Source organism: Alicyclobacillus tolerans, from assembly GCF_900142255.1.
Lineage (GTDB): Bacteria > Bacillota > Bacilli > Alicyclobacillales > Alicyclobacillaceae > Alicyclobacillus_I > Alicyclobacillus_I tolerans.
On the sequence record NZ_FRAF01000006.1, the window covers coordinates 23,090 to 46,330 of the forward strand.

General features: G+C 44.2%; 14 protein-coding genes, 3 tRNA genes and 1 riboswitch. Of the genes, 3 read left to right on the plus strand and 14 right to left on the minus strand.

Annotated elements, in window-relative coordinates; all coding sequences use genetic code 11:
* The first annotated feature begins 161 nt into the window (after positions 1-161).
* Positions 162-1,589, plus strand: coding sequence for an APC family permease (locus BUA75_RS04420; protein WP_072873387.1), 1,428 nt, complete (start codon positions 162-164; stop codon positions 1,587-1,589).
* A gap of 386 nt (positions 1,590-1,975) precedes the next feature.
* On the opposite strand, the gene BUA75_RS04425 is transcribed toward BUA75_RS04420, so the two are convergent.
* The 3 genes from BUA75_RS04425 to BUA75_RS04435 all read right to left on the minus strand — a co-directional run bounded on the left by BUA75_RS04425 (position 1,976) and on the right by BUA75_RS04435 (position 2,233).
* A tRNA-Thr gene (locus BUA75_RS04425) sits at positions 1,976-2,050 on the minus strand.
* Between the two features lie 9 nt (positions 2,051-2,059).
* A tRNA-Met gene (locus BUA75_RS04430) sits at positions 2,060-2,136 on the minus strand.
* A gap of 3 nt (positions 2,137-2,139) precedes the next feature.
* Positions 2,140-2,233: transfer RNA gene (locus BUA75_RS04435), tRNA-Ser, on the minus strand.
* 262 nt (positions 2,234-2,495) lie between these two features.
* Here BUA75_RS04435 and BUA75_RS04440 point away from each other — a divergent pair.
* Positions 2,496-3,662, plus strand: coding sequence for an alpha-hydroxy-acid oxidizing protein (locus BUA75_RS04440; protein ID WP_072873388.1), 1,167 nt, complete (start codon positions 2,496-2,498; stop codon positions 3,660-3,662).
* A gap of 58 nt (positions 3,663-3,720) precedes the next feature.
* On the opposite strand, the gene BUA75_RS04445 is transcribed toward BUA75_RS04440, so the two are convergent.
* From BUA75_RS04445 to BUA75_RS04495, 11 genes are all read right to left on the minus strand, one after another.
* The gene (locus BUA75_RS04445) at positions 3,721-4,842 is read right to left on the minus strand and encodes an HAD family hydrolase (protein ID WP_072873389.1); all 1,122 of its coding nucleotides are present in this window, start codon (positions 4,840-4,842) and stop codon (positions 3,721-3,723) included.
* 13 nt (positions 4,843-4,855) lie between these two features.
* Complete coding sequence (serC, locus tag BUA75_RS04450; RefSeq protein WP_072873390.1) at positions 4,856-5,941, minus strand: 3-phosphoserine/phosphohydroxythreonine transaminase; 1,086 nt, start codon at positions 5,939-5,941, stop codon at positions 4,856-4,858.
* A gap of 13 nt (positions 5,942-5,954) precedes the next feature.
* Positions 5,955-7,538: a phosphoglycerate dehydrogenase gene (gene serA / locus BUA75_RS04455; protein WP_072873391.1), complete on the minus strand. Its 1,584-nt coding sequence runs from the start codon at positions 7,536-7,538 to the stop codon at positions 5,955-5,957.
* A 73-nt stretch (positions 7,539-7,611) separates the two neighbouring features.
* A riboswitch (ZMP/ZTP riboswitch) is annotated at positions 7,612-7,691 on the minus strand.
* A gap of 69 nt (positions 7,692-7,760) precedes the next feature.
* A complete protein-coding gene (gene fdhD, locus BUA75_RS04460) occupies positions 7,761-8,594 on the minus strand; it encodes a formate dehydrogenase accessory sulfurtransferase FdhD (protein WP_072873392.1) in 834 nt (277 codons plus the stop codon).
* Positions 8,595-8,596: 2 nt separating this feature from the next.
* The gene (locus BUA75_RS04465; RefSeq protein ID WP_072873393.1) at positions 8,597-9,289 is read right to left on the minus strand and encodes a helical membrane plugin domain-containing protein; all 693 of its coding nucleotides are present in this window, start codon (positions 9,287-9,289) and stop codon (positions 8,597-8,599) included.
* A gap of 206 nt (positions 9,290-9,495) precedes the next feature.
* The gene (gene fdhF, locus BUA75_RS04470) at positions 9,496-12,441 is read right to left on the minus strand and encodes a formate dehydrogenase subunit alpha (RefSeq protein ID WP_072873394.1); all 2,946 of its coding nucleotides are present in this window, start codon (positions 12,439-12,441) and stop codon (positions 9,496-9,498) included.
* Positions 12,442-12,601: 160 nt separating this feature from the next.
* Positions 12,602-13,855 (minus strand): aspartate kinase, encoded by a 1,254-nt coding sequence (locus BUA75_RS04475; RefSeq protein WP_238413487.1) that lies wholly within the window; start codon positions 13,853-13,855, stop codon positions 12,602-12,604.
* 80 nt (positions 13,856-13,935) lie between these two features.
* Complete coding sequence (gene argH, locus BUA75_RS04480) at positions 13,936-15,315, minus strand: argininosuccinate lyase (RefSeq protein WP_072873395.1); 1,380 nt, start codon at positions 15,313-15,315, stop codon at positions 13,936-13,938.
* Positions 15,312-16,616, minus strand: coding sequence for an argininosuccinate synthase (locus BUA75_RS04485; protein WP_072873396.1), 1,305 nt, complete (start codon positions 16,614-16,616; stop codon positions 15,312-15,314). Before BUA75_RS04485 ends, argH begins: the two co-directional genes overlap by 4 nt.
* The gene (gene argF, locus BUA75_RS04490) at positions 16,613-17,680 is read right to left on the minus strand and encodes an ornithine carbamoyltransferase (protein ID WP_072873397.1); all 1,068 of its coding nucleotides are present in this window, start codon (positions 17,678-17,680) and stop codon (positions 16,613-16,615) included. The genes BUA75_RS04485 and argF overlap by 4 nt, the downstream gene beginning before the upstream one ends.
* 277 nt (positions 17,681-17,957) lie before the next feature.
* On the minus strand, positions 17,958-22,469 hold the full coding sequence (locus BUA75_RS04495) for a glutamate synthase-related protein (RefSeq protein ID WP_072873474.1): 4,512 nt from the start codon (positions 22,467-22,469) through the stop codon (positions 17,958-17,960).
* Between the two features lie 202 nt (positions 22,470-22,671).
* Here BUA75_RS04495 and BUA75_RS04500 point away from each other — a divergent pair, with 202 nt between their 5' ends.
* Positions 22,672-23,169: an N-acetyltransferase gene (locus BUA75_RS04500; RefSeq protein WP_072873398.1), complete on the plus strand. Its 498-nt coding sequence runs from the start codon at positions 22,672-22,674 to the stop codon at positions 23,167-23,169.
* Positions 23,170-23,241 lie beyond the last annotated feature (72 nt).

Here is a 23,241-nt window from a genome sequence, read left to right on the forward strand (position 1 = left end):
AAATAAACCCTGCGATAGCAATCCAGAAAATAAGACCGATTACGATTTACAAAACAGCATATCTGTGTTAATTTGAGAATAAATCAGAACCATTCTTATTTATAACAAAAGAGTTTTCACATGTATGTTTTCACAATCAGTTTGAGGAGGTTAAAAGACACGTGAGTCAACATAACCACTTGCAAACAGAATCGGTCGGCTTTTGGGGATTAGTAAGTCAAAGTATCAGCGGTATGGCGCCAACCTGTGACGTGGTAGCTTTTATGACTGCAGGCGCGGCGTTTGCATTAGCCGCACTTCCTCTTTCTTATCTATTGGCATTTTTGGTTATGTTCATTGAAGTCAATACTATCTACCACCTTTCAAAACACCGCACATCGGCTGGTGGTTACTACAGTTACGTAGCCGCTGGAATTGGTCCAAAGTCAGCCGTGTTCACCGCATTTATGGTCATCTTTTATCAAATCGTCAGCGTAGCTGGAATACCTGTTTACATAGGTGGCGTATTTTTACCAGGAATCCTAACGCAACTTCACATTACATTACCCCCCTGGTTTTGGATAGCAACCGTTATCTTTTTTATTGGAGTTCCTCTTGCTCTTGGATTGGCAGGAATACGACCAACCATTCGCTTTATTGCTCTCTCCAGTCTTATAGAAATTGTATTTCTAATTATTTCTTCAATTTTAATTATTGTGCATGTTCATCCTTCTGCTCCATTTGTTCCATTCGAAATTCCAAATAGAGGTATACAAGGTGTCGCTTTAGGAATGATTTTTGGCATAACTAGTTTTATTGGTGTAGGTAGTCATACACCACTCGGAGAGGAAGCCAAGAATCGACGCAATAACCGAGGACGTATCGTCGGTCGTGCTGCTCTGATTTCTCTATCTTTAGTAGGCGCTGCCTTAACATTATCGGCCTACGCTCTGACAGTGGGATGGGGTATTCAAAACATGGCTACTTTTGCAACCAATGGAGCGCCTGGCGTAGTGGTTTTTGAACATTATTTAGGACCAGTGGGAGCAATTGCACTCGTTATTTTAGCACTTAACAGCGCATTAGCAGACGGTATTGCACTGATTACAAGTTCAGCGCGCATCCTCTATGCAATCGGCAGAGATGAGTTAATGCATGCTTCCTTCGCCCAAGTCAACGGACGCTCTGCTCCACGAATTGCAGTAATATTACTCTCATTACTTGCCTTTACTATCGCTATCGTCTCAGGATTATTACTGGGTCCCTCCAATGCGTTTAATATGTTGACAACCGCTGTACTCTTCGGCTTGGTTGCTGCCCATACCTTACTCAATATTTCTGTCATGCGACTGTATCACAAACTGAAAACTTTACATCTTATTCGCCACTTTGTATTGCCTATATTGTCAACTCTGATACTTTTTATCGTTCTATACTACTCTATCTGGCCGCCAGTTTATCCACTCTGGATTTCTCCGCTCGTATTCCTTGCAGTAGGCATCTCTGTCAATTGGTACATCCTGCGTCTGCGCAGGAAAAAACCTGATAAACTCAAAATAGCAGACGGGTTGCCTCATCATATGGAAAATTTAATGGATGAATTTGCTTGAATGAGTGGGACGCTGTTCAAACCATTGCCTGGAATGAATTGCAGGAATTTCTGAATGACCCTGAGCATCATCATCCATTCCTAGTCATGTAAACATGAATGGCTCGACCTCAGCAGTTTCAAACTTGGATAGCGGACCCATCGACCTGACGCCGGTCGACCCAGAAAAAGTAGGCTGGATTGAAGTTGTCACAAATAACGGTTTGGCCGCCTATTACCCTTTATTAGGCGGCGGATCCTGACGTTTTCATTTCATACAAAAAGACATCGACAAAGCTAACGCAGGCTACCCTTGGCGTACATTTTCATTTGGCACACAATCACACAAAAAAAGGCCACCCATCTCTGAGCGACCTATCCGAAACCCTTACTATTCCGGGCTTTGTTTGGAGCCACCTGTCGGATTCGAACCGACGACCTGCTCATTACGAGTGAGCCGCTCTACCCCTGAGCCAAGGTGGCAGACTTCACTGGTAGCGGCGGAGGGATTCGAACCCCCGACACCACGGGTATGAACCGTGTGCTCTAACCAACTGAGCTACGCCGCCAAATGGCGGAGAGAGAGGGATTCGAACCCTCGAGACGGGTTTAAACCGCCTACACGATTTCCAATCGTGCTCCTTCGACCAACTCGGACATCTCTCCGTAAGTCTCGAAGCTATTGAATAAATGCTTCAAACAGACAAGTGGTATATTACCATGAGAATACGTGGTTTGCAACCTCCAAGATACACTTATTTTTAGAGATGTTTTTACAAAATTTTCTGTCCTTCTTTCATCAAGAGATCGATATTCACAAAGATGAACGGAAACATTCAAAATACTATCGCAAAATCTGCAAATACCTTTAGAATAAAACATACAGAATAATGAAAGACAAGACCAACCGGCAGGGAGTGTTATTCAATTGGATAACATCGGTAATCAAGTGCAGTTTTCTATCTATCAAACCAGTCTTACGGATATTCCCTACCCCCATCTCATATCTATTGAAGAATGGGAAAAGAAAGCGCAATCTAAACTGAGCCCACTTGCTTTTGATTATGTACATGGAGGAGCGGGTTGCGGTGAAACCATGCAAAAAAATCGAGATGCTTTTACAAAGTGGTCAATCATACCAAGAATGTGGCGAAACGTAGAACAGCGCTCTCTGCAAATCAATCTCTTTCAAAATAATCTTCCTGCCCCCCTACTTTTGGCTCCCATAGGCGTGCAATCTATTGTGCATGATGAAGGAGAGTTAGCATCCGCAAGGGCTGCAGCTTCTTTACATATCCCATATATAGCAAGCACAGCATCTTCTTATACTCTAGAAGAAATTGCAAATGTCATGGGTAATAGCGTTCGATGGTTTCAGTTATATTGGAGTAAAGACGAGGAGTTAGTCAAAAGTTTTATCTCTCGTGCCGAAAAGTCCGGCTATAGCGCCATTGTTATCACGTTGGATACTCCCATGATGGCTTGGAGAGAAAAAGATTTACAACACGCTCATTTACCATTTTTACACGGAAAAGGAATTGCTAACTATTTGGCCGATCCGATTTTTCTCAGCCACTTAAAGAAGCCTCCCAAAGAAGATATGCCGTCGGCCATAGCCCTTTGGACCAGGTTGTTTGGGGACGCCACTCTCACCTTTGAACGCTTAAAACTTATCAGGGAATCTACTCGATTGCCTATCCTCTTAAAAGGGATTCTACATCCTGATGACGCAGAGCTTGCAATTCAAAACGGAGCCAATGGCATTATTGTCTCTAATCATGGAGGAAGGCAGGTAGATGGCACCATAGCTACCCTTGACGCCTTGCCCCCAGTACTTGCTGCTGTCAATCATCGTGTCCCAGTATTATTGGATAGTGGAATTCGTCGCGGCTCGGATATCCTAAAGGCTATTGCTTTGGGTGCGAGCGCAGTGCTACTTGGCCGACCTTATATTTATGGACTAGCTGTAAGCGGCGAAGAAGGCGTACGCGCTGTGGTACGCCACCTTTTGGCCGATCTCGATTTGACTATGGGATTAGCCGGATACAGAGCGATACAAGAAATTTCTAATGATTGTTTATTGGTAAAAAATTAATGATTTATTGGTTTACTTTAAAATTCTATCCATCGAAGTTCATACAAGAGCAATGCTGCTACTTTGCGAATAAACTGAATAACTCAAGAACATCTTTAAAAATATAGTTAGCCCCAAGAGCCTCAAATTCAGCACGAGCCGCTTCTCCAGAAGGTCCTGTAAGAACAGCGGCAAAATCACAGCCTATTTTTTGTGCGCATATTGCATCTGCTACTGAATCACCCACAATCAGAACCTGTCGGGCAATATGATCAGATAGCGGCAGTGATGTATGAAGTACTTGTTCAACATCTTCTGTGGCAAGTAAACTTCGCAAATAACTGAAAGGATGGGGTTTTGATAAAGGGGCAAATTCAGGATATTGCCGCTCTGTATGCAAAACATCTGACGCGGTCGAAATTCTCTTTTTATCAAACAAGGAAAGAAGTCCCAGATGACTAAGTGGCACTCTTGTTTCTACATCGGGACGACCTGTAGCTATTCCGAGTGCGATACCAGACGACTGTAAATGAATGAGAAGCGCTCGGAAACGCTCTATATCTACAATGGCCTCCTCATCATGAAGAAAACCTCGTTTCTCATGAGAAAGTGGGCTGTCTGACTGCTGTCCCAAATACCAAGTTTGAAAAACTTGGCAGCCCAGTTCCCATAGTTTTTGGAAAAATATTTTTTCTTCATTCGCAGACACTAAACGACGAAGTTTTTCATTGACTTTGTTCATTAAATCAGCTTTATCTGAAGCCGATTCTGCTAGACATACAAATTTTTGAAAATCAGGAAGATTACGATGACCCTCCCGACTTTGCAAAACATGACCCACCCGGCATAAATATTCTGCCATATCCTCTGACGGTTGATATTTAGAGATTGTCACAGTTGCTGTCTCATCCAACAAACGACCTAATGCAAAAGCAAATAGTAAATATACCATATCCCAATTGGCATTAATGCCCTTGCTTTTCATAGCGAATAGAGCACGATCGTCCGCAAAAACGTACTGCCGAGCATTTCGAATGTAGGTTTCTGTAGGATTATCCTGAATGGAATCCAACGGCTGTGCTGAAAGCCCCAGATAACAAGAGCGGTTCCAAAGTTCAATGACTGTTAAAGCTGTGGCGTCAAAATATCTTTCTTCACTCAGCATGACACCATCCACATCAAACAATAGGGTACGGTACACCATTTTGCCTCCTTTACTTTTCACTTTGGGCAAAATCCCGCATAAATTCTGCCAATCGAGCTGCAGATTCTTCTGAAACTGCATTGTAAAGTGAGGCACGAATACCGCCAACCGAACGATGCCCAGACAAACCAATAAATGAATAATCGTTGGCTACAGTCAGGAATTGTTTCGTCCTCTCCGGATTGACCAGTCGAAAAGTTACATTCATTCGTGAACGTGCTTCCTGACAAGCATGACCTTCATATACATCTGGAAACTCGTCAATCACTCGATAAAGATAACCAGATTTTCTCAGACTTTTCTCCATCATCGCTGGTACTCCACCTTGTGCTTCCGTCCACTCCAAGACAAGATTTAACAAGTAAACAGCAAAAGTCGGTGGAGTGTTGTAACGAGAGTCATGTTGAAGATGAGTTTGATAAGAGAGCATGGTAGGAACTGTCTTGCTCGCTTGCTCAGCCCAAGACTTTTTGACAATCACTACTGTTAAACCAGAGGGGCCAAGATTCTTTTGAGCACCTGCATATAAAAGAGAAAAAGATTGAACGTCCAGCGGACGAGACAGTATATCGCTGGACACGTCAGCAACGAGAGGACTGTCCAAATGACTAGGAAGCACATGCCATTGCGTTCCATAAATCGTATTATTTGTCGTGATGTGCAAATAGGCATCATTGCTTTCACTGTATATCGCGTTCATTGCAGGAATACTGCGATAGCCATCCTCCTTGCTACTCGCCGCAATACGTGTCTCTCCTAGTTTTTTTGCCTCTGCCAATGCTTTCTCAGACCAACTTCCTGTCAAAACATATGCAGCCGTTTGACCTTTCTGCAAAAAGTTCATGGGAATCATACTAAACTGTAAGCTAGCGCCACCTTGTAAAAAGAGGATTTCATACTCCTCTGGAATATTCATGAGTCGACGTAATCGGTTTTTGGCAGAAAGATGAATTTCATCAAACATCTCACTGCGATGAGACATCTCTAGAACGGAGATACCTTTATTTTGATATGATAATAGTTCGTCTCTCGCTTTTTCGAGGACTGCTGTAGGCAGCGCGCCAGGGCCAGCTCCAAAATTATCCACTCTTTTCATTCTGCATTCCCCCTCAAAGTTGAATAGCACGCGCTACCCGAACACCACTGACAGAACCGATCTGTTGGATCACAGAATCTGGAACAATTTTGTCTACACTAAGAATCATGATAGCTTCTCCACCACTCTCACGTCGGCCAACTTGCATACCGGCAATATTAATGCCAACGTCGCCCAATAGAGTACCCATTTTTCCAATCATACCCGGTTGATCAACATGACGCGTAAACACCATATTGCCTTCTACTGGCGCATCTACTGCGTAACCATCCACTTCGACAATACGAGGCCCAAAACCGTTATATAAAGTTCCCGCGACTTTGATTTGAGCACCCGAAAAATACAGATGCAGCGAGATGAGGTTTTGGAACACCTTACTCTTCGGTTCACGGACATCACGAACTTGAATGTGCAATTGTTCAGCAACTATTGGAGCGTTGACATAATTTACTTCATCTTGGTAATGGTAAGCCAAAAGACCTTTTAGGAGAGTTCGTGTTAGAAATGACACATCTAATTGAGCAAGTCCACCACTGTACGTTATTTCAATAGATTGAGGCGCTTCAGGAACCAACTGTGTGGCAAAGAGACCAATCTTTTCTGCCAATTCGAGATAAGGTGACAGTTCTCTGTTTTGCTCCGCTGTCAATGAAGGTAAATTGACAGCATTTCGAAAAGGCAACCCTGACAACACACGTCCAACCTCTTCTGCAACATCAATGGCCACATTAACTTGAGCTTCTACTGTCGAGGCTCCAAGATGAGGTGTCAAGACTACGTCCGATCGCGATAACAAAGGATGATGCGCATCCAGAGGCTCTCTTTCAAATACATCGAGGGCGGCTCCGGCTACAATACCTTCTTCTATAGCTCGCAATAACGCTTGTTCATCAATAATTCCGCCTCGTGCACAATTCACAATACGAACTCCTCGCTTCATTCGATAAAAAGCCGCATCGTTTAACAAATGATGAGTTTCTTTCGTAAGTGGCGTATGAACGGTAATAAAATCCGCCTCTGCAATGGCCTCTTCGAGCGGTTTCGCTTCCACTCCCAACACTTTGGCCCTTTCCTGGGTAAGAAACGGATCGTATCCTATGACTCGCATTTGAAAAGCAAGGGCTCGTTTGGCAACTTCTGAACCAATACGTCCCATGCCAAGAACAGCAAGCGTTTTTCCAGCCAATTCAACGCCAATAAATTTTTTTCTGTCCCAGCGGCCGCTGCGAATAGAAGCATCAGCTTGGGGAATATGGCGAGAAAGGGAAATCAACATGGCAAAAGTATGTTCGGCAGCAGAAATGGTATTGCCATCAGGGGCATTCAACACAACGATTCCTCGACGAGTAGCGGCTGTGACGTCAATATTATCGACTCCAACACCAGCTCTTCCAATCACTTTTAATTGAACTGCAGCTTGCAGGACTTTTTCTGTAATTTTAGATTGAGAACGTAACAGCAAGGCGTCTACATCTGCAATTTCTTCAAGCAATTCATCTGGAGTCAATTCCGGACGGACTATGACTTCTATATTAGGGAAAGACTGCAATTTTTCTACTCCAAGCTCAGAAATGCCGTCTGTAACGAGAACTTTCATGGGTCCACTCTCCACTCTCTTTAGGTTATCTGCTGAAGGGTAAAGCAAAGGCCACCTGAACAGACTCTTGAACAAGAGGCGCCCAGGCGGCCGGCATACATCCTTTCGCACTCCCTTGTGGTAATCCCACTTCCGCCAGTTATGCGAAGGTTACAATATACTTTTCGATTGCCTATCTGTATTGATATTTAATTCAGAATATAGACAAGAAATGGCGCAGCGTCAAGACATCTGCACCCTCCAATCATGTGTATAGACATTAAATGATGAATTTCTGACAAATCCTATGACGGTAATATTCAAATCACGCGCTAAATCTAATGCCAATTGGGTTGGCGCACTGTGAGATATGACAACGCCAACACCCATTTTTGATACTTTCAATAATACTTCTGATGAAATACGTCCACTGAATGCCATTCTGGCACCAATTGTAGACAATCCACAACGTAAAAGATATCCAAAGACTTTATCAAGAGCGTTGTGACGACCAATATCTGAACGCGCGATGAAACACTGACCTGGAATTTCTAGAAAGGCCATATGCACACCGCCAGTTTGCTTAAACAAAAAAGATTCCTCGTCCATTTTAGCCATGACATTCAAAATATCGCCCGCACTTAAACGTGTTGAATCTTCAATTTTATGAGCCGTCTGGGCATCATTAAAAAAATAAAATGATTGTCTGCTTTTCCCACAACAGGAAGTAATGTAGCGTTTCCGATAAACTTCTGGACGCATCTGAAATTTCTCTTTCAAATGTACCCAAGCCATCCCACGATAGAGGCTCACTTCCAGATTATCCACATCTGAAGCTTGACGTATCACACCCTCTGACGCCAGAAAGCCTATAACAAAATCCTCCAGGCAATCTGGCGTACAGACGACAGTAGCAAATTCCTGACGGTCCACTTCAATCGTTAGAACAAATTCGTTAGCTACCGAATCTTCAATAACCGTCCACTGTCCTTCATGATAACGTTGAATAACTGTTTTGGCTTGCAAAGGAGCACGGCGTTGCCTTCCCTCGCCTCGTTGTGCTACTTTATCCAGCATGGTTATTGACCATCCGTTTTCCGCAAAGCCTGCCCCATTCCCTTCAAAAAGGCAAATCCACTTTGTAGCGCTGCACTTACATCTGGATCTTTCATCATACGAAGCAATTCGAAAATACCCATAGGCCGTCCATTGGGTTCAGATTCAGCCATTTTTGAAAGCCCAGCAGTGACTCCTTTGAGTGTACGTCCCAGAGCTTCTCCATCAAGATTGGAAACTTCAGAAGCAAGCGAGATGATGGACTGTAAAGATTTTGACTGCGCTGTTTGGGCAGCAAAATCCACCAGAACTTTAGCAATGTTTTGTCCTTGTTCCAGTAAACCAACCAAAAAATCAAGCAATCCTTTATCCGAAAGCTCTTGAAGTAATTTCAGTAATGATTTCATGGCTGCTGTAAGACTGTCTCCATCCAGTTCTGAAAAGCCTTCAACAGCCGACATAACTTTTTGAATTCCTTTCATATACTGCTCACGAGTCACCAATTCAACCAGAATTCGAACCACATCATTACCTTGTTTAATCAGTGCTACGAGAAAATCGAGCAGCCCTTTCTCATGCAGCTCTTGTAACAATTCTGCTCCGCTTTTTAGACCATCAGCATTTTCAGCCAGTACCTGTTGCAACTCTTGCAACATTTTTTCCTTTTGTTCAGACTCATTATCTTGCCGGACAATTGCGGTTGTAGCTTGTGCCATATGTGAGCACCCCTCCACTAAAAATCAACCGACGGCAAGCTCAAAAAGCCTGCCGCAGTTCAGCCGTATCTAGTGTACATGAAAAACTACCCGAATACATCCTTAACTCAACACGGATTTTTACTTAGTCTTAGCTAATTACCAAAAATATATAGAGTAAAAGACCTTAAAGAACGAGCGGGGTTTATTCAACCCCGCAGCCCCCTTCATTTACCCACTTTAAGTAAGTCATGATAATCTTTACGCTGCCATTTTTGTTCCACATTGACACCTGGTTGAGGATTTGGATGTCCCAAACGGAAATTGCCACGTTTGATAGGAGAATCGCCATCTTTTTCGATGATTTCCATACGTACACTGGTTTCCTTGTAAGCTGGAGTATGGGTAATCGTATCGTGATAGCTGCTGGTAAGGTAATTGACCGCTTCTTCGGCTTTTGGTGTATTCATAGGGAGATACAATTCTTTACCTTTTACCCTATCTGTTACTACTGCTCGTACTTTGACTTTTCCATAAGGAGAAATCAGTCGAACCAAAGTTCCCGTCTGAATACCTCGTTCTGCCGCTAATTCTGGAGAAATTTCCACAAAAGTAGTAGGTACCTTTTCTTCAATTCCCGGCACACGATACGTCATATTACCCTCATGGAAATGCTCCAACAAGCGCCCATTGTTTAAATGGAGATCGAACTCTTCATTTTCTACCATAGGCCGCTGCCATTCCACCGGATAAAGCTGTGCTTTGCCGCCTGGTTTTTGAAAACCATCCAAGTAAAGGACTGGTGAATCCGTGCCATCTTCTGCAACGGGCCATTGCAAACTCTTGAACCCTTCTAACCTTTCGTAGTTGGCACCTTTCATCAAATCGGTCAAAGCTACAGCTTCCTCAAAAATTTCCTGTGGATGCGTGTAGTTCCAGTTAGCACCTAAACGGTTAGCCAATTCTTGAATAATGATCCAATCTGGTTTTGACTCTCCAAGAGGTTCTAATGCTTGATAGAGGCGCTGAATTCGACGTTCTGTGTTGGTGAAAGTTCCTTCTTTTTCTAAACTAGGACTGGCTGGAAATATAACATCTGCATACTGACAGGTTTTGCTAAAAAATATATCCTGAACAATAAAGAGTTCCAGCTTTTCAAACGCTTCGTGTACATAATTGGCATTGGAATCCACCAGTGCCATATCTTCACCAAATAGATACATAGCTTTGAGTTGCCCATCATGAATCGCTTCAACCATCTGATGGTTATCTAACCCTTTGCTGCGTGGAAGTTTAACACCCCAGGCTTTTTCATACTTCTGCAACACTGCTTCGCTGTTGGACGGCTCATAACCAGGCATAAACGCAGGAGCGCAGCCAAAGTCTCCTGCACCTTGTACGTTATTATGTCCGCGCAACGGATAAGCACCTGTTCCAGGACGGCCCGCATTCCCGGTCACAAGCAATAAGTTACAGATTGCAGTTGAAGTGTCACTACCACCCAGATGTTGTGTGACTCCCATTGCCCAAGCAATACAGACGCTTTTTGCGTCACGAATCATCTCAGCCGTGCGAATTAATTCTTCTTTACTCAGCCCTGTCTGTTCAACAGCAAATTCCAGGGTATAGGCTTCCAAAGAACGCTTGTACTCTTCCAGTCCGGTAACTTTTTCGGCTAAAAATGCTGCGTCAGCATAATTGTGATCGAGCAAATATTTAGTGACCGCCTGCAACCAAACAAAATCCGTGCCCGGGCGAGGGTGCAAGAAAAGGTCTGCCCGATTGGCCATATCATTCTTTCGCAAATCAGCAACAATTAGCTTTTGTCCATATTTCTTCTTAGCACGACGCAAACGCGTAGAGAGTACAGGATGAGATTCTGCAGGATTGGCACCAACTATAATCACCAGATCCGCACTAGCTAAATCTTTGATCGATCCGGTATCCCCACCAAGCCCCATGGTTCTACGAAGTCCTTCGGTAGCAGGTGCTTGACAGTAACGGGAACAATTGTCAATATTATTCGTTCCCATAACAGCACGAGCAAACTTCTGCATTAGATAATTTTCTTCATTCGTGCACTTTGAAGAAGATATATAGCCAATGCTGTCAGGACCATGTGCCTCTTTGATTTCACGGAGACGTTTTGCAGCAAACTCTAACGCTTCTTCCCATGTAGCTTCCCGGAATTCATTGCCGTGGCGAATCAGCGGTTTGGTAAGACGCTCTTTAGAGTTGACAAAATCCCAGCCAAATTTACCTTTGACACAAGTGGAAATTTGGTTGGCTGGCGCTTCCATTTGCGGTTCTACTTTCAATACTTTGCGGCCTTTGGTCCAAATTTCAAAAGAACAACCAACTCCACAGTAAGTACAGACCGTCTTTGTTTTCTTAATGCGTTCCTCACGAAGAGTCGCTTCGATTTCGGAAATAGCAAAAATTGCCGAATAGCCCGGCTCAACTGCCTTCGTGAGATCAATCATGCGGCCTAGCGTATCATCGTCAATGCCTGTTAAATAACCCGCTTCACCTAACATGTTTTTTTCCATGAGTGCGTTACAGGGGCAAACGGTCACACAATGCCCACAACTCACACAAGAAGATTCGTTAATAGGTACATCATTATCCCATATCACACGTGGATTTTCTCGTGACCAGTCAATGGAAAGCACTTCACTGACCTGCAGGTTCTGACACGCTTCCACACAACGGCCGCAAAGAATACATTGATTTGGATCGTAGCGATAAAACGGATTCGACATATCTTTTTCGTATGGTTTTGGCTCAAAAGGAATGCCTTGATGATCAATACCCATTTCCATCGTGGTATTGTGGACAACACAATTTTTATTGTTGTTGTCGCAAACAGTGCAATATAATTCATGATTGTGCAAAATACGATCCATTGCTTCTTTACGCGCAAACCTGGCAGCAACCGCTTTGGTTCTGACGTTCATGCCTTCAGTTGCCAAGGTCGAGCAAGCGCGCACCAGTTGCCCGTCCACTTCAACGATACACGTATCGCATGTTTGGATAGGACCAAGCGCTTCATGGTAACAAATGTGGGGCAATTCTAAACCTGATGAAAGAATGGCGTGAAGCAGGGGCTCACCAGCATCTACTGAAACTTGTTGACCATCAATAGATAAAGTGATTGCCGTTTTCTCGGTCATGCGAACACCTCCATGCAGCAATTTCCTATTGGCTAAATCATCTACAGACTCTTACAAAAAGAACTTCACTATTTTATTGTAATGCCTTCATAGAGGAGATTCCAACATGATTCGCCAAAATTTTCATCACTCATAAAATCGGATCGCAAAAAAGAGCGTTTTATGCAAACTCCACATGAGTATTTACGGTTGGAGATTCCTCTAAAAATTGACGATGCAGGGCAGTAACTGCAGTGTCCACTTGTTGACCACGAATCATACAGGAAATTTTCATCTCAGAAGTAGATACCATACTAACGGGTATCCCGGATTCTGCCAAACAAGAAAACATTTCTGCCGCAACGCCTGGATGAGTAATCATTCCCGCGCCTACGATGGAAACTTTACCGAGCCCTGTTTCCATTTGAATATCCGAAAATTGCAGTTCCGACTGTAAACTTTTTAAAGCATCAAGAGAACGCAAAGCATCAGACTCAGATACTGTAAATGAAACGTCTACAGTTTCTTCTTGAACTACACTTTGAACGATCACGTCAACATTGACACCAATGTCTGCAAGCTTGCCAAAAACAACAGCTAGTCCATGTTTTTGCAAGGGCACACCAATCAGAGCAAGACGCGCCACTTCTCGTTCAAAAGCGATCCCCGTCACAGACTTTTGTCTTTCTACCATCTCCACGGTCTCCACAACCATCGTCCCTTCTTCATGTTGAAACGTTGAACGCACAGTTAGAGGTACGCCAAACGCCTTGGCCGTTTCTACAGCACGCGGATGCAAAACCTGAGCACCAAGGCCAGCTAACTCCAGCATTTCATCATAAGATACCTGACTTAATTTTTGAGCTTGCGGCACTACGCGAGGATCTGTGGTAAAAACTCCCGTCACATCTGTATAAATATCACAACGTTTAGCTTTCAGAGCTGCTGCTAAAGCCACCGCTGTTGTGTCTGAACCTCCTCTGCCCAGCGTGGTGATGTTGCCATCCACTACCCCTTGAAATCCACAAACTACTGGAACCTTGCCTGCATCCAGCAACATTTGCAAACGGTCAGTGCGAATTCGCAACATACGCGCAGATCCATAAATGTGATTCGTCTCGATTCCAACTTGCCATCCTGTCAAAGAACAAGCTGGCTGACCCAGTTCAATAAGCGCCATGGCCAAGAGAGCGGCGGATACTTGCTCACCAGTGGCAAGAAGCGCGTCCATTTCTCTACCATGCGGTCGAGAAGAAATTGTCTTGGCCAATTCTATCAATTCATCCGTGCTGTGTCCCATAGCTGAGACAACCACAACAACGCGATTCCCTTTGTCTATCTCTTCCATAACTCGACGTGCGACATGGCGGATACGCTCTGGATTACCGACAGATGTACCGCCAAACTTCTGGACAATACATGGGGCCGTCTGCAACTTCTCTCACACCCATCTCTGTTTTTTATTCAATATACAGCATTCTAAAATTTTATACAGCAACGTGAAGAGTGTTTCCCTTATAAGAACGATTGAAGCGTCGCTTTAGCTTCTAATAACTGCTGTTTGACGGCAACAGTAGCTGTTCCACCGTAGGAAGTTCTTGCTTCTACCACGCGCCGTATGTCCAACCACTCAAAAACGCGATCATCCAATTCAGGACAATCTTTCTGATATTCTTCAAGTGGCAATGTAGCTAATGTCAATCCCTGTTCTAAAGCACGCTGCACCCATTTTCCAACCAATGCATGAGCTTGGCGGAAGGGAATTCCCATGCGCACCAGTTCGTCGGCAACATCGGTAGCGGCAGAAAAATCTCTGGACAGTGCTTTTTGAAGTCGATCTCGACGCACTGAAAGTGTTGAAATTATTCCTGTAAAAAGTTGCAAAGCAGGAATTAATGTATCTATCGTATCAAATATACCTTCCTTGTCTTCCTGTAAGTCCTTGTTATAGGCCAGTGGCAGTCCTTTGAGCACGGTGAGTAATCCTATCAAATGGCCATAAACCCGCCCAGTTTTACCACGCACTAATTCTGGAACGTCTGGATTCTTTTTCTGGGGCATCATACTCGAACCTGTGCAATAGCGATCGGCCAATTCAATATAACCAAATTCCTCACTGGTCCAAAGAATCATTTCTTCAGCAAGACGAGATAAATGCATCATACAAATGCTTGCATGAGAAAGAAATTCCAAAAGATAATCGCGATCGGACACAGCATCCATAGAATTAGGATAAACCGTTGAAAAACCAAGAATCTCTGCTACTTGCTGGCGATTGACAGGAAACGTAGTACCAGCCAGAGCTCCTGTACCAAGCGGTAAACAATCCGTACGTTTCAGAGCATCGCGAAAACGATGCGCATCGCGTTGAAACATCCAGAAATACGCTAACAAGTGATGAGCGAAAAGAACTGGCTGAGCTCTCTGCAAATGCGTATAACCGGGAAAAATCACATCGAGGTACTCTTCTGCTGTAGTTACAAGCGCCTGCATAAGTAGGTGAAGTTCATTAAGAATGGTTTGAAGCACCTCACGCATGTACAGATGCATATCAAGAGCTACTTGATCATTGCGACTGCGCGCTGTATGCAGTTTTCCAGCTAAAGGACCTATTTTTTCCGTCAATCTTCGTTCAATATTCATATGAATGTCTTCATCTTCAATTCGATAAGGAAAATTGTCTGTTTTGATTTCTTCGACAATCTCCTGCAACCCGGATTGAATGGTTTCTGCTTCTGAGTTTGTCAGAACACCAACACTGGCCAGCATCTGAACATGGGCGAGGCTGCCCGTCACATCAGCGACGGCCAGCCTCTTATCGAATGAAATACTAGCTGTGTAAGTTTCTACTAAATGATGGGTTGCTTCTGTGAATCTGCCTCCCCAAAGTTTCATAACTGTACCGTCTCCCCCTCGACTTCACCTGTTAAAGTTGGTGAAGCACTCTCATCTGAAGCGACTTGTATATGTTCGATAATGTCATCCGCACTAACACCTGGAACTTGACTGCCTTGAATGCTGGCTTGAACTTTCGTGGGCATGCCCCACAATTGAATAAATCCTACCGCATCCTGATGATGGAACATATCTCCTTCTGAATAGGTGGCCAATTGATGCGAATAGAGTGAATAGGGTGATTTTCTGCCAGTTACTTGCAAGTGACCTTTGTATAACACAACTCGCACTTCACCAGTCACGTAACGTTGAGTTTCTGTCACAAAAGCATCAAGAGCTGATTTCAGCGGAGAAAACCAAAGTCCATTGTAAATTAATTTGTGATATTGGAGTTCTACCTGAGCTTTATATTCGGCCACTTCACGAGGCAGCGTTAAAGCTTCCAATTCTTTGTGAGCTTGAATTAATGTCACAGCTGCTGGCGCTTCATAAACCTCACGCGACTTGATCCCTACAAGTCGATTTTCCACACAGTCAATACGTCCCACACCAGCTTGCCCTGCTATTTGATTGAGCTTTGAAATCAGTGTAGCTAAAGGCATCTCTTCACCATTTAAGGAAACAGGACAACCAGCGACGAAACCAATGGTCAATTCCACAGGATGTTCTGGGGCATTTACGGGATGTATGGTCCAAGCAAAAGCATCTTCAGGCGCTTCTGCCCAAGGATCTTCCAGCACGCCACACTCAATAGCCCGTCCCCACAGGTTAGCATCAATCGAGAATGGATTTTCTTTGGTAATCGGCAATGGAATATTTCGTTCAGCAGCAAACTGAATTTCTTCGTCACGCGTAAATCCCCATTCACGAACAGGCGCGATAACTTTTAGTTGCGGATTGAGTGCTTGAATAGAAACTTCAAAACGCACCTGGTCATTCCCTTTTCCCGTGCAACCATGAGCCACAGCAACAGCTCCTTCTTTAGCAGCCACATCCACTAGAAGTTGAGAAATCAGTGGTCGCGAAAGAGCTGAAGCTAAAGGATATTTACCTTCGTAGAGTGCGCCTGCTTTGAGCGCTGGCAAAATGAACTGCTCGGCAAACAATTTGACACCATCGATGCGATACGATTTGATCGCCCCGACTTGTAAAGCTTTTTGCTGCACAGCTTCTAAATTTTCTCCTTCACCTACGTCGACGCACATGGCAACCACATCGTAGCCATATTTCTCTTTCAACCAGGCAATAGCAACCGATGTATCTAATCCCCCGGAGTAGGCTAATACTACTTTTTCACTCATTTCAATTCCTCCCCAAATGAACCTGCATCAGCCATCAAAGCGGCCAAAACTGCTTTTTGAGCGTGAAGACGATTTTCTGCCTGATCAAACACTTTAGAATGCGGACCATCTATAATTTCTGCGCTTACCTCTTCACCACGATGTGCAGGTAGACAATGTAAAAACAGATAATTGGGATTCGCTTTGGATACGAGATTAGCATTGACCTGATAAGGGGCAAATACCTGCAAACGCTCTTCGTATTCCTCTTCATCCCCCATGCTGGTCCAGACATCTGTGTAAATCACATCTGCTCCTGTGACAGCTCGTTCAGCATCGGTAGTTACTAAAACTTGGGATCTTTGCATAACAGCATGCATCTTGGCTTCGTCAACCACCGATTGTAGAGGGCTATAACCAGGAGGCGTTGCCACTCTAATATGAATACCAAGCTTCGGCGCTATTTGCAGCCACGAATGAGCCAAATTATTACCATCACCTACATAAGCGACCGTTAGTCCAGCAAGTGATCCAAAATGCTCTTCTAGCGTCAAAACATCTGCAAGTAACTGACAGGGATGATGTTCATCCGTCAATCCGTTAATGACGGGCACCGTAGCGTAAGAAGCTAATTCCTGTAAAGAAGCATGGGCAAATGTGCGTACCATGATGCCATCCACATAACGTGAAAGTACACGGGCTGTGTCTGGCAAAGGTTCCCCACGGGATAGTTGTGTCTGTTCACTCGAGAGGAAGAGCGCTGACCCTCCAAGTTGTGACATACCGACCTCAAATGAAACTCGCGTGCGAGTCGACGCTTTGTCAAATATCATGGCTAGTGTTTTTCCTTGCAGAAGATGGTGAGTAAAACCACTCTTTTGAGCTTCTTTCAACACATGAGCCAACTGTAGCAAACGTTTTAATTCCTCACTGGTTATATCGGAAAAATCGAGCAGATGGCGGCCTCGTAAACTGCGGTGCGCTTCAAACAACGCGGTTTGTAAACGCACAGACAGATACCCCTTACCAAGCGCCACTACTGAAGATTGGATAGATTCTACAGGCTGCCATTTTCTGATGCTCATGATTAGCACTCCTTCTCACCATGCTGATCAAACAATTTTGCATGGGGAATCACTCTTGAAGCGATCCATCGTCACTGAATTATTATACACCAATATGTATATTTATCAAGATAAAATTCATACCGATGAATAGCCGTTTTTTTTTTTTACATTTCCTTTGATTCGTTCTCTTATATGCATTTCGTCAATTTCTCTATCAAAATAAAAAAAAAGAGCCTCTCTTTAGTAAAAGAGTTTGGCTCGAAACAATAACTGCCCATCATCTTTTGTTCATTTCTTATTCGGTCGCAATATCTTGATCGGTAATATCTTGGCCCGGTTTGACCATCATAAAATGATCACTTGGCTGATTCGCCAATTTTTGAATCTTGGCCGCCTCTTCCCATTGGCCACTCAAGCGCAATACCTTCATATATTGTCCCAGCAATTCGCGCACATCATGATTTCCATCCGCATCCAAGTAACGTAAAGAGACTTTTGCGCCTTTTGCCAAACGCATGCGCAATGTTTGCTCCGTCAATCCCCAACTTGGGTTCCAGCGCAAATAAACCGTTCCGCCTGTCATACCTGCGCAAATCCAAGAACCGGGATCGCCAAGAACCAGAGCACGTCCGTTGGTCATATATTCAAAAGCAAAACCTTTAATATTGGCGTTAGCTGCCAGAAACGCACCGTTATCCACCGGTCCCTCAGGTTCACCAGCAATAATCACGTCTGCACCTGACAAGCGAATACCTGCGCGAGCGTCTGCGTTACCTTGAATGATAAACAAACCACTTTGTGCCCCGTAGGCCAAACTCTTACCTACGCTGCCACCCAGCCAACGTCCGTTTTTAGCACGCTGTTTGAGAATCAGGACACGCCCGCCAAAAGCGCCTTTACCTACACCGTCTTGTGCTCCACCCCACGCTGTATGCACCATTCCCGCTGTACTGTATGCGGCAAATCCACTACCGGCTACTTCATGCCACTCCACATGTTCATTGGCAACTATCCGTGAACGTACCGCCTGACCACTTTGCTCTGTACCGAGCGCTCTGACAAGACGCGGAACTCGAACGTTATCAGACGATGGTGCCGTTATTTCCGTCCCGTTATAACTTGAATGCGCTGTTACACTATCCGTTCCCGTTGCCTCGACCGCTAATAGATTCTCTTCATCAAGCGATACCGATTCACGATAGATGATCTGACTGCCTACTCCTCTGGTTTTTTCATCCACTTTCAACCAATCTGCAAGATGAACCGTTTGCTGATGGGAAATTTGTTTCAATAAATCACGTCGTCCCACTAAATCCTGTGTCCGAGTGACACCAAGCGCAGCAGTTAATTCTGCAACATGCTCACCGATAGCCCCAAAGAAACGAACCAGTTGATCTACAGCTTGCTCAAAATCACGAGGTTGAAATGCGGTTAGACCCTTTTCTCGAGCTTCCTCCATATCCTGCATTTGAGTGGCAATACCCACGTGACAAGTATCTTTATGGCACGCACGGCAAGAAGTACAACCAATAGCTACCATTGCCATAGTACCAAAGCCAACTCGATTAGCTCCAAGCAAAACGGCTTTCATAACATCGGCACCAGATTTGATGCCTCCATCCGCCCAGATTTCGGCTACTTCACGCAATCCTGCCGCTACAAGCGCATCATGTGCTGCCTTGATTCCAATTTCCATTGGCAATCCAACGTGACGAATAGCATGGGCACGAGCAGCACCAGTTCCACCATCAAATCCGGAAAGCGTTACAATATCTGCTCCAGCTTTTACAATACCCACAGCTATTGTACCAATATTAGGAACAACAGGAACTTTTACACCCACTTTTGCATGTGGATTCACTTGCTTTAATTCAAAAATCACCTGCGCCAAGTCTTCAATAGAATAAATATCATGGTTATTTGAGGGTGAGATAAGATCCGTCCCCATAGTTGCATTACGAGCTTTCGCCACCTGTTCCGTCACTTTGGAACCAGGCAAATGTCCGCCTTCGCCAGGTTTTGCACCTTGACCTATTTTAATTTCCAGCATATAGGCATCATTACAAAGTTCAGCATTGACACCAAAACGGCCAGAGGCGATTTGACGACCGCGATGATGGGGATAGCGGTGCAGTAAATCTTTAATTTCACCACCTTCACCATTGACACAAACAATGTTTAGGCGCTTTGCCGCTTCAATATAAGCCCTGTACGCCACTTCACTTTGCGAACCAAAGGACATAGAAGAAATCAAAATTGGATAGTCATGAATGTCGATCGCGGTATCTACATCCTTTTTATCTATCTTTGTCTCTGTAGTCCGAAAATCCATCACATGACGCAAGGAAAGTGGATTTTCTTTCTCAAACGCATCCAATTTGCTGAAAAATTGCTGATAGCTGGTTTGTCCTTCAGCCACTTGGCCCGCGCTTTTCCATATACGTGGATAAAGTTGAAAATTCTTTTGGCGGGGCAATAGTTTCTCCGATGCTACTTGATAAAGTTGCCTGCGCTTCTGGGAATCTTCTTCAAGCACATCAAAGGTCAATCCTATGCTTTTACCACCACAAAAATTAGGTACCCCAAGCCATTCAGCTATTTCTTCCGAAAGTCCGATTCCACCAAACAAACGCTCATAGCCCCTCAATTCATGAATGCCTAGAGTTGAGAGAACTTTTTCTAAGCCTTTGCATAGTGCCTTATAGAGATTTTCCAAAGCGGGTAATGAACCTTTGCGAGCTGCATATTCCCACATCATATATGGAACAACCGCATCTGCACCAAGTCCAAGAGCACAAACAACATCATGCAAATTGCGAAGCGCTCCGCTACGCAGAAGAATGCTCGTATGCCGACGCAACATTTCTCCATCATCGGCATGATTCTCCCATAGAACACGCTGAACTGCAGATAAGGCAAGCAGCGGATCGACAAACTCGCCCCGTCGAAATTGCAACCGATCGTCCAACACAAGACAAACGGCTCCCTGTTCCACTGCCCGCTTCGCATCTTGCCCCAAGCGCTGCAAAAAGTTTTCTAGAGACTCATCCGACTGGCGTACCAGCATCAACTCCGCTGTAGCTTCAGGGCGAGTATGCAAAGAATCGAGCGCATCTTCATAAAGCATGGTTCCTAATCGATGCGCCAGAGATTGCAGAGAGGCACTATCGAGATCAACATCATCTGGCTGTTCTTCAAGCAAAAGAGGTGCCTGTATTTCTATACGCATTGCATGATCTTCGCGTTCCGTAAAACTTGGCCGACGTCCCAATACCGCTCTTGTGCTAAAATGTTCAATTTCACGTTCCCGATCGATAGCTGGATTAGTCACAACAGCTACCGATTCTTGCAAATAATCACTGACCAGTTTCAATCCATCGGCAAAAGGAGCCAATGGGCTATCATAACCCAGTGAACGAATAGGTTCGGCACCTGTATGGATATGGGCTTCCAGCAATTTCAAATCTTCTTCACGAAAACCTAAGGCAGCTGCACGAACAGCAAACGCCTGAGTATCGCGTTGTGGATGAGAAGCATGGTGTTCACGAACAAATAATCCGGAAAAACGCAGTGTTTTAGCCGACGTATGAAAGTCAAAACGCAAACTGGCTCGAGAGTATACGGTTTCCTGTACTTCTTTATAAGTTAGAAGCTTGCGTTCTTTGAGCAGAAAAGCAATTTTCTCTCCAGGAGAAAGCGGTTTGGGAGAAGAAACCCACTCTTGCGCAGGTACCAAACCTTGTTCCGACCCCAAAGTCCAAGCGTCTTCTGTTTCCATTAACCACATAGGACGCAAACCGAGCGCGTCCACTGAGGCAACCAATTCATCTCCATAGCGCGAAATAACTCCAGCCGGTCCTTGAGCAAACGGGCCCCACAGGGCACGATAAAACATGTAGAGATTGATCAGCGTTTTAGGCATACGCTTAATTTCAAATAGAATGGGAGGGAAGATAAGCTCCATACTTTCCATTAAACTCCAGTTGCGCATAGCCATTAACCCATGCATAAACCTATCCACCATTTGGGAATCACTGGCATCTGCCGACAGAGAAAATCCCGCCATCTTTGCTTCGGAATAGAAACGGCTAATAGTGTTAATTTCCCCATTATGCCCTAAGGTTGCAAAAGGTTGAACACGAGCAAAGGCAGTTGCAGTATTCGTGGAATAACGAGTATGCGCAAGCACTACACTGCTCTCTATAGAATGATCTTGCAAATCTTTATGATAACGATAAAGAGTTTGTTCGTCACCGACTACTTTATAGACCACTGTATCCGTATCGAGTGAAACCACATGTATTTGTCGATCTTCCTCTAACTGTAGAGCGAGCGTAAACAATTTTTCTCGCAACGAATGCTCTTCTGAATAACCTGCTATTTGCAAAAAGATTGGATTCTCACGACTTGCCGACTCACCTAAAGCCGTTTCATCCACCTCTTGATGACTCTCAAGCAAAATGTTGATGCCAGCTTCCTTGAAAGCTAGGTGAATTTTTTCCAACGCTTTCGAGCGTTGTGCACGTTGCAAATAGAAATGACCTACAAAAAAACCGTTTTCCCACACTGCTTCAGCATTCTGACCAGCCAACGCCAATTTTTTCTGCCAAAGCGCACGCGGGATGTCCAATTGCAAGCCACATCCATCACCTTCTTGGCGCACATAGCCGGCACGATGACGCATAGCTGCTAATGCTCGGATACCAGCAAGCACTGTTTCTCGCCTTTGTTTGCCATCTTTCTCAATCCTGGCAAAGAGACCACATGCATCGTGTTCACGGTCAATATTCTGGGTCAGTTGACCCATCCATTCTTTATTCTTCTCCACTTCTTCTCACCTTTTCTCTAAATATTTCAATAAATAGTGATAGACCACATTGAACGATCCCGCTGTTTACTGTATTACTGTAGACGCCTGACACGGTTGGATATGAAATAATATACGATATATTGCATATAAATACTACAACATGTTATAACTATTCTCAACACTGAAAGGAGGCCATTGCATGGAAATCCGCCAAGCAACGGTTCACGACGTCCCGCAAATGCAACATCTCATTCAGACATTTGCCAACGAGGGTTTAATGTTGCCGAGATCTGAAAAGTCTTTGTACGAAAACCTTCATGCTTTTACAGTTGTATCTGAAGGCAACCGTATTCTCGGTGTGGCTGGATTGCACATTCTTTGGAAAGATTTGGCTGAAATTCGTTCCTTGGCGGTTGATGCTGCCTCTCACGGTAGAGGCATTGGCCGAATGATTGTGGAACATCTCGCTGCGGAGGCTGAACAGTTAGGAATCCCGCAAGTCTTGTCACTAACTTATCAGACGACATTTTTCAAGAAATTGAATTTTCAGATTGTAGAAAAAGAAACATTGCCTCGCAAGGTATGGAAAGATTGCATTTATTGTAAAAAATTCCATAACTGCGACGAGATAGCCATGGTTTATTATACAGCATGTTATGAACAATTTAAAGAAACAAAATTGGCTGAAAACGCTTAATAAAAGAAAAAAGTGCCGTAAAATGGCGCTTTTTCTCTTATCAAGCGATTGAAAGCGATTACCTAAGGAAGA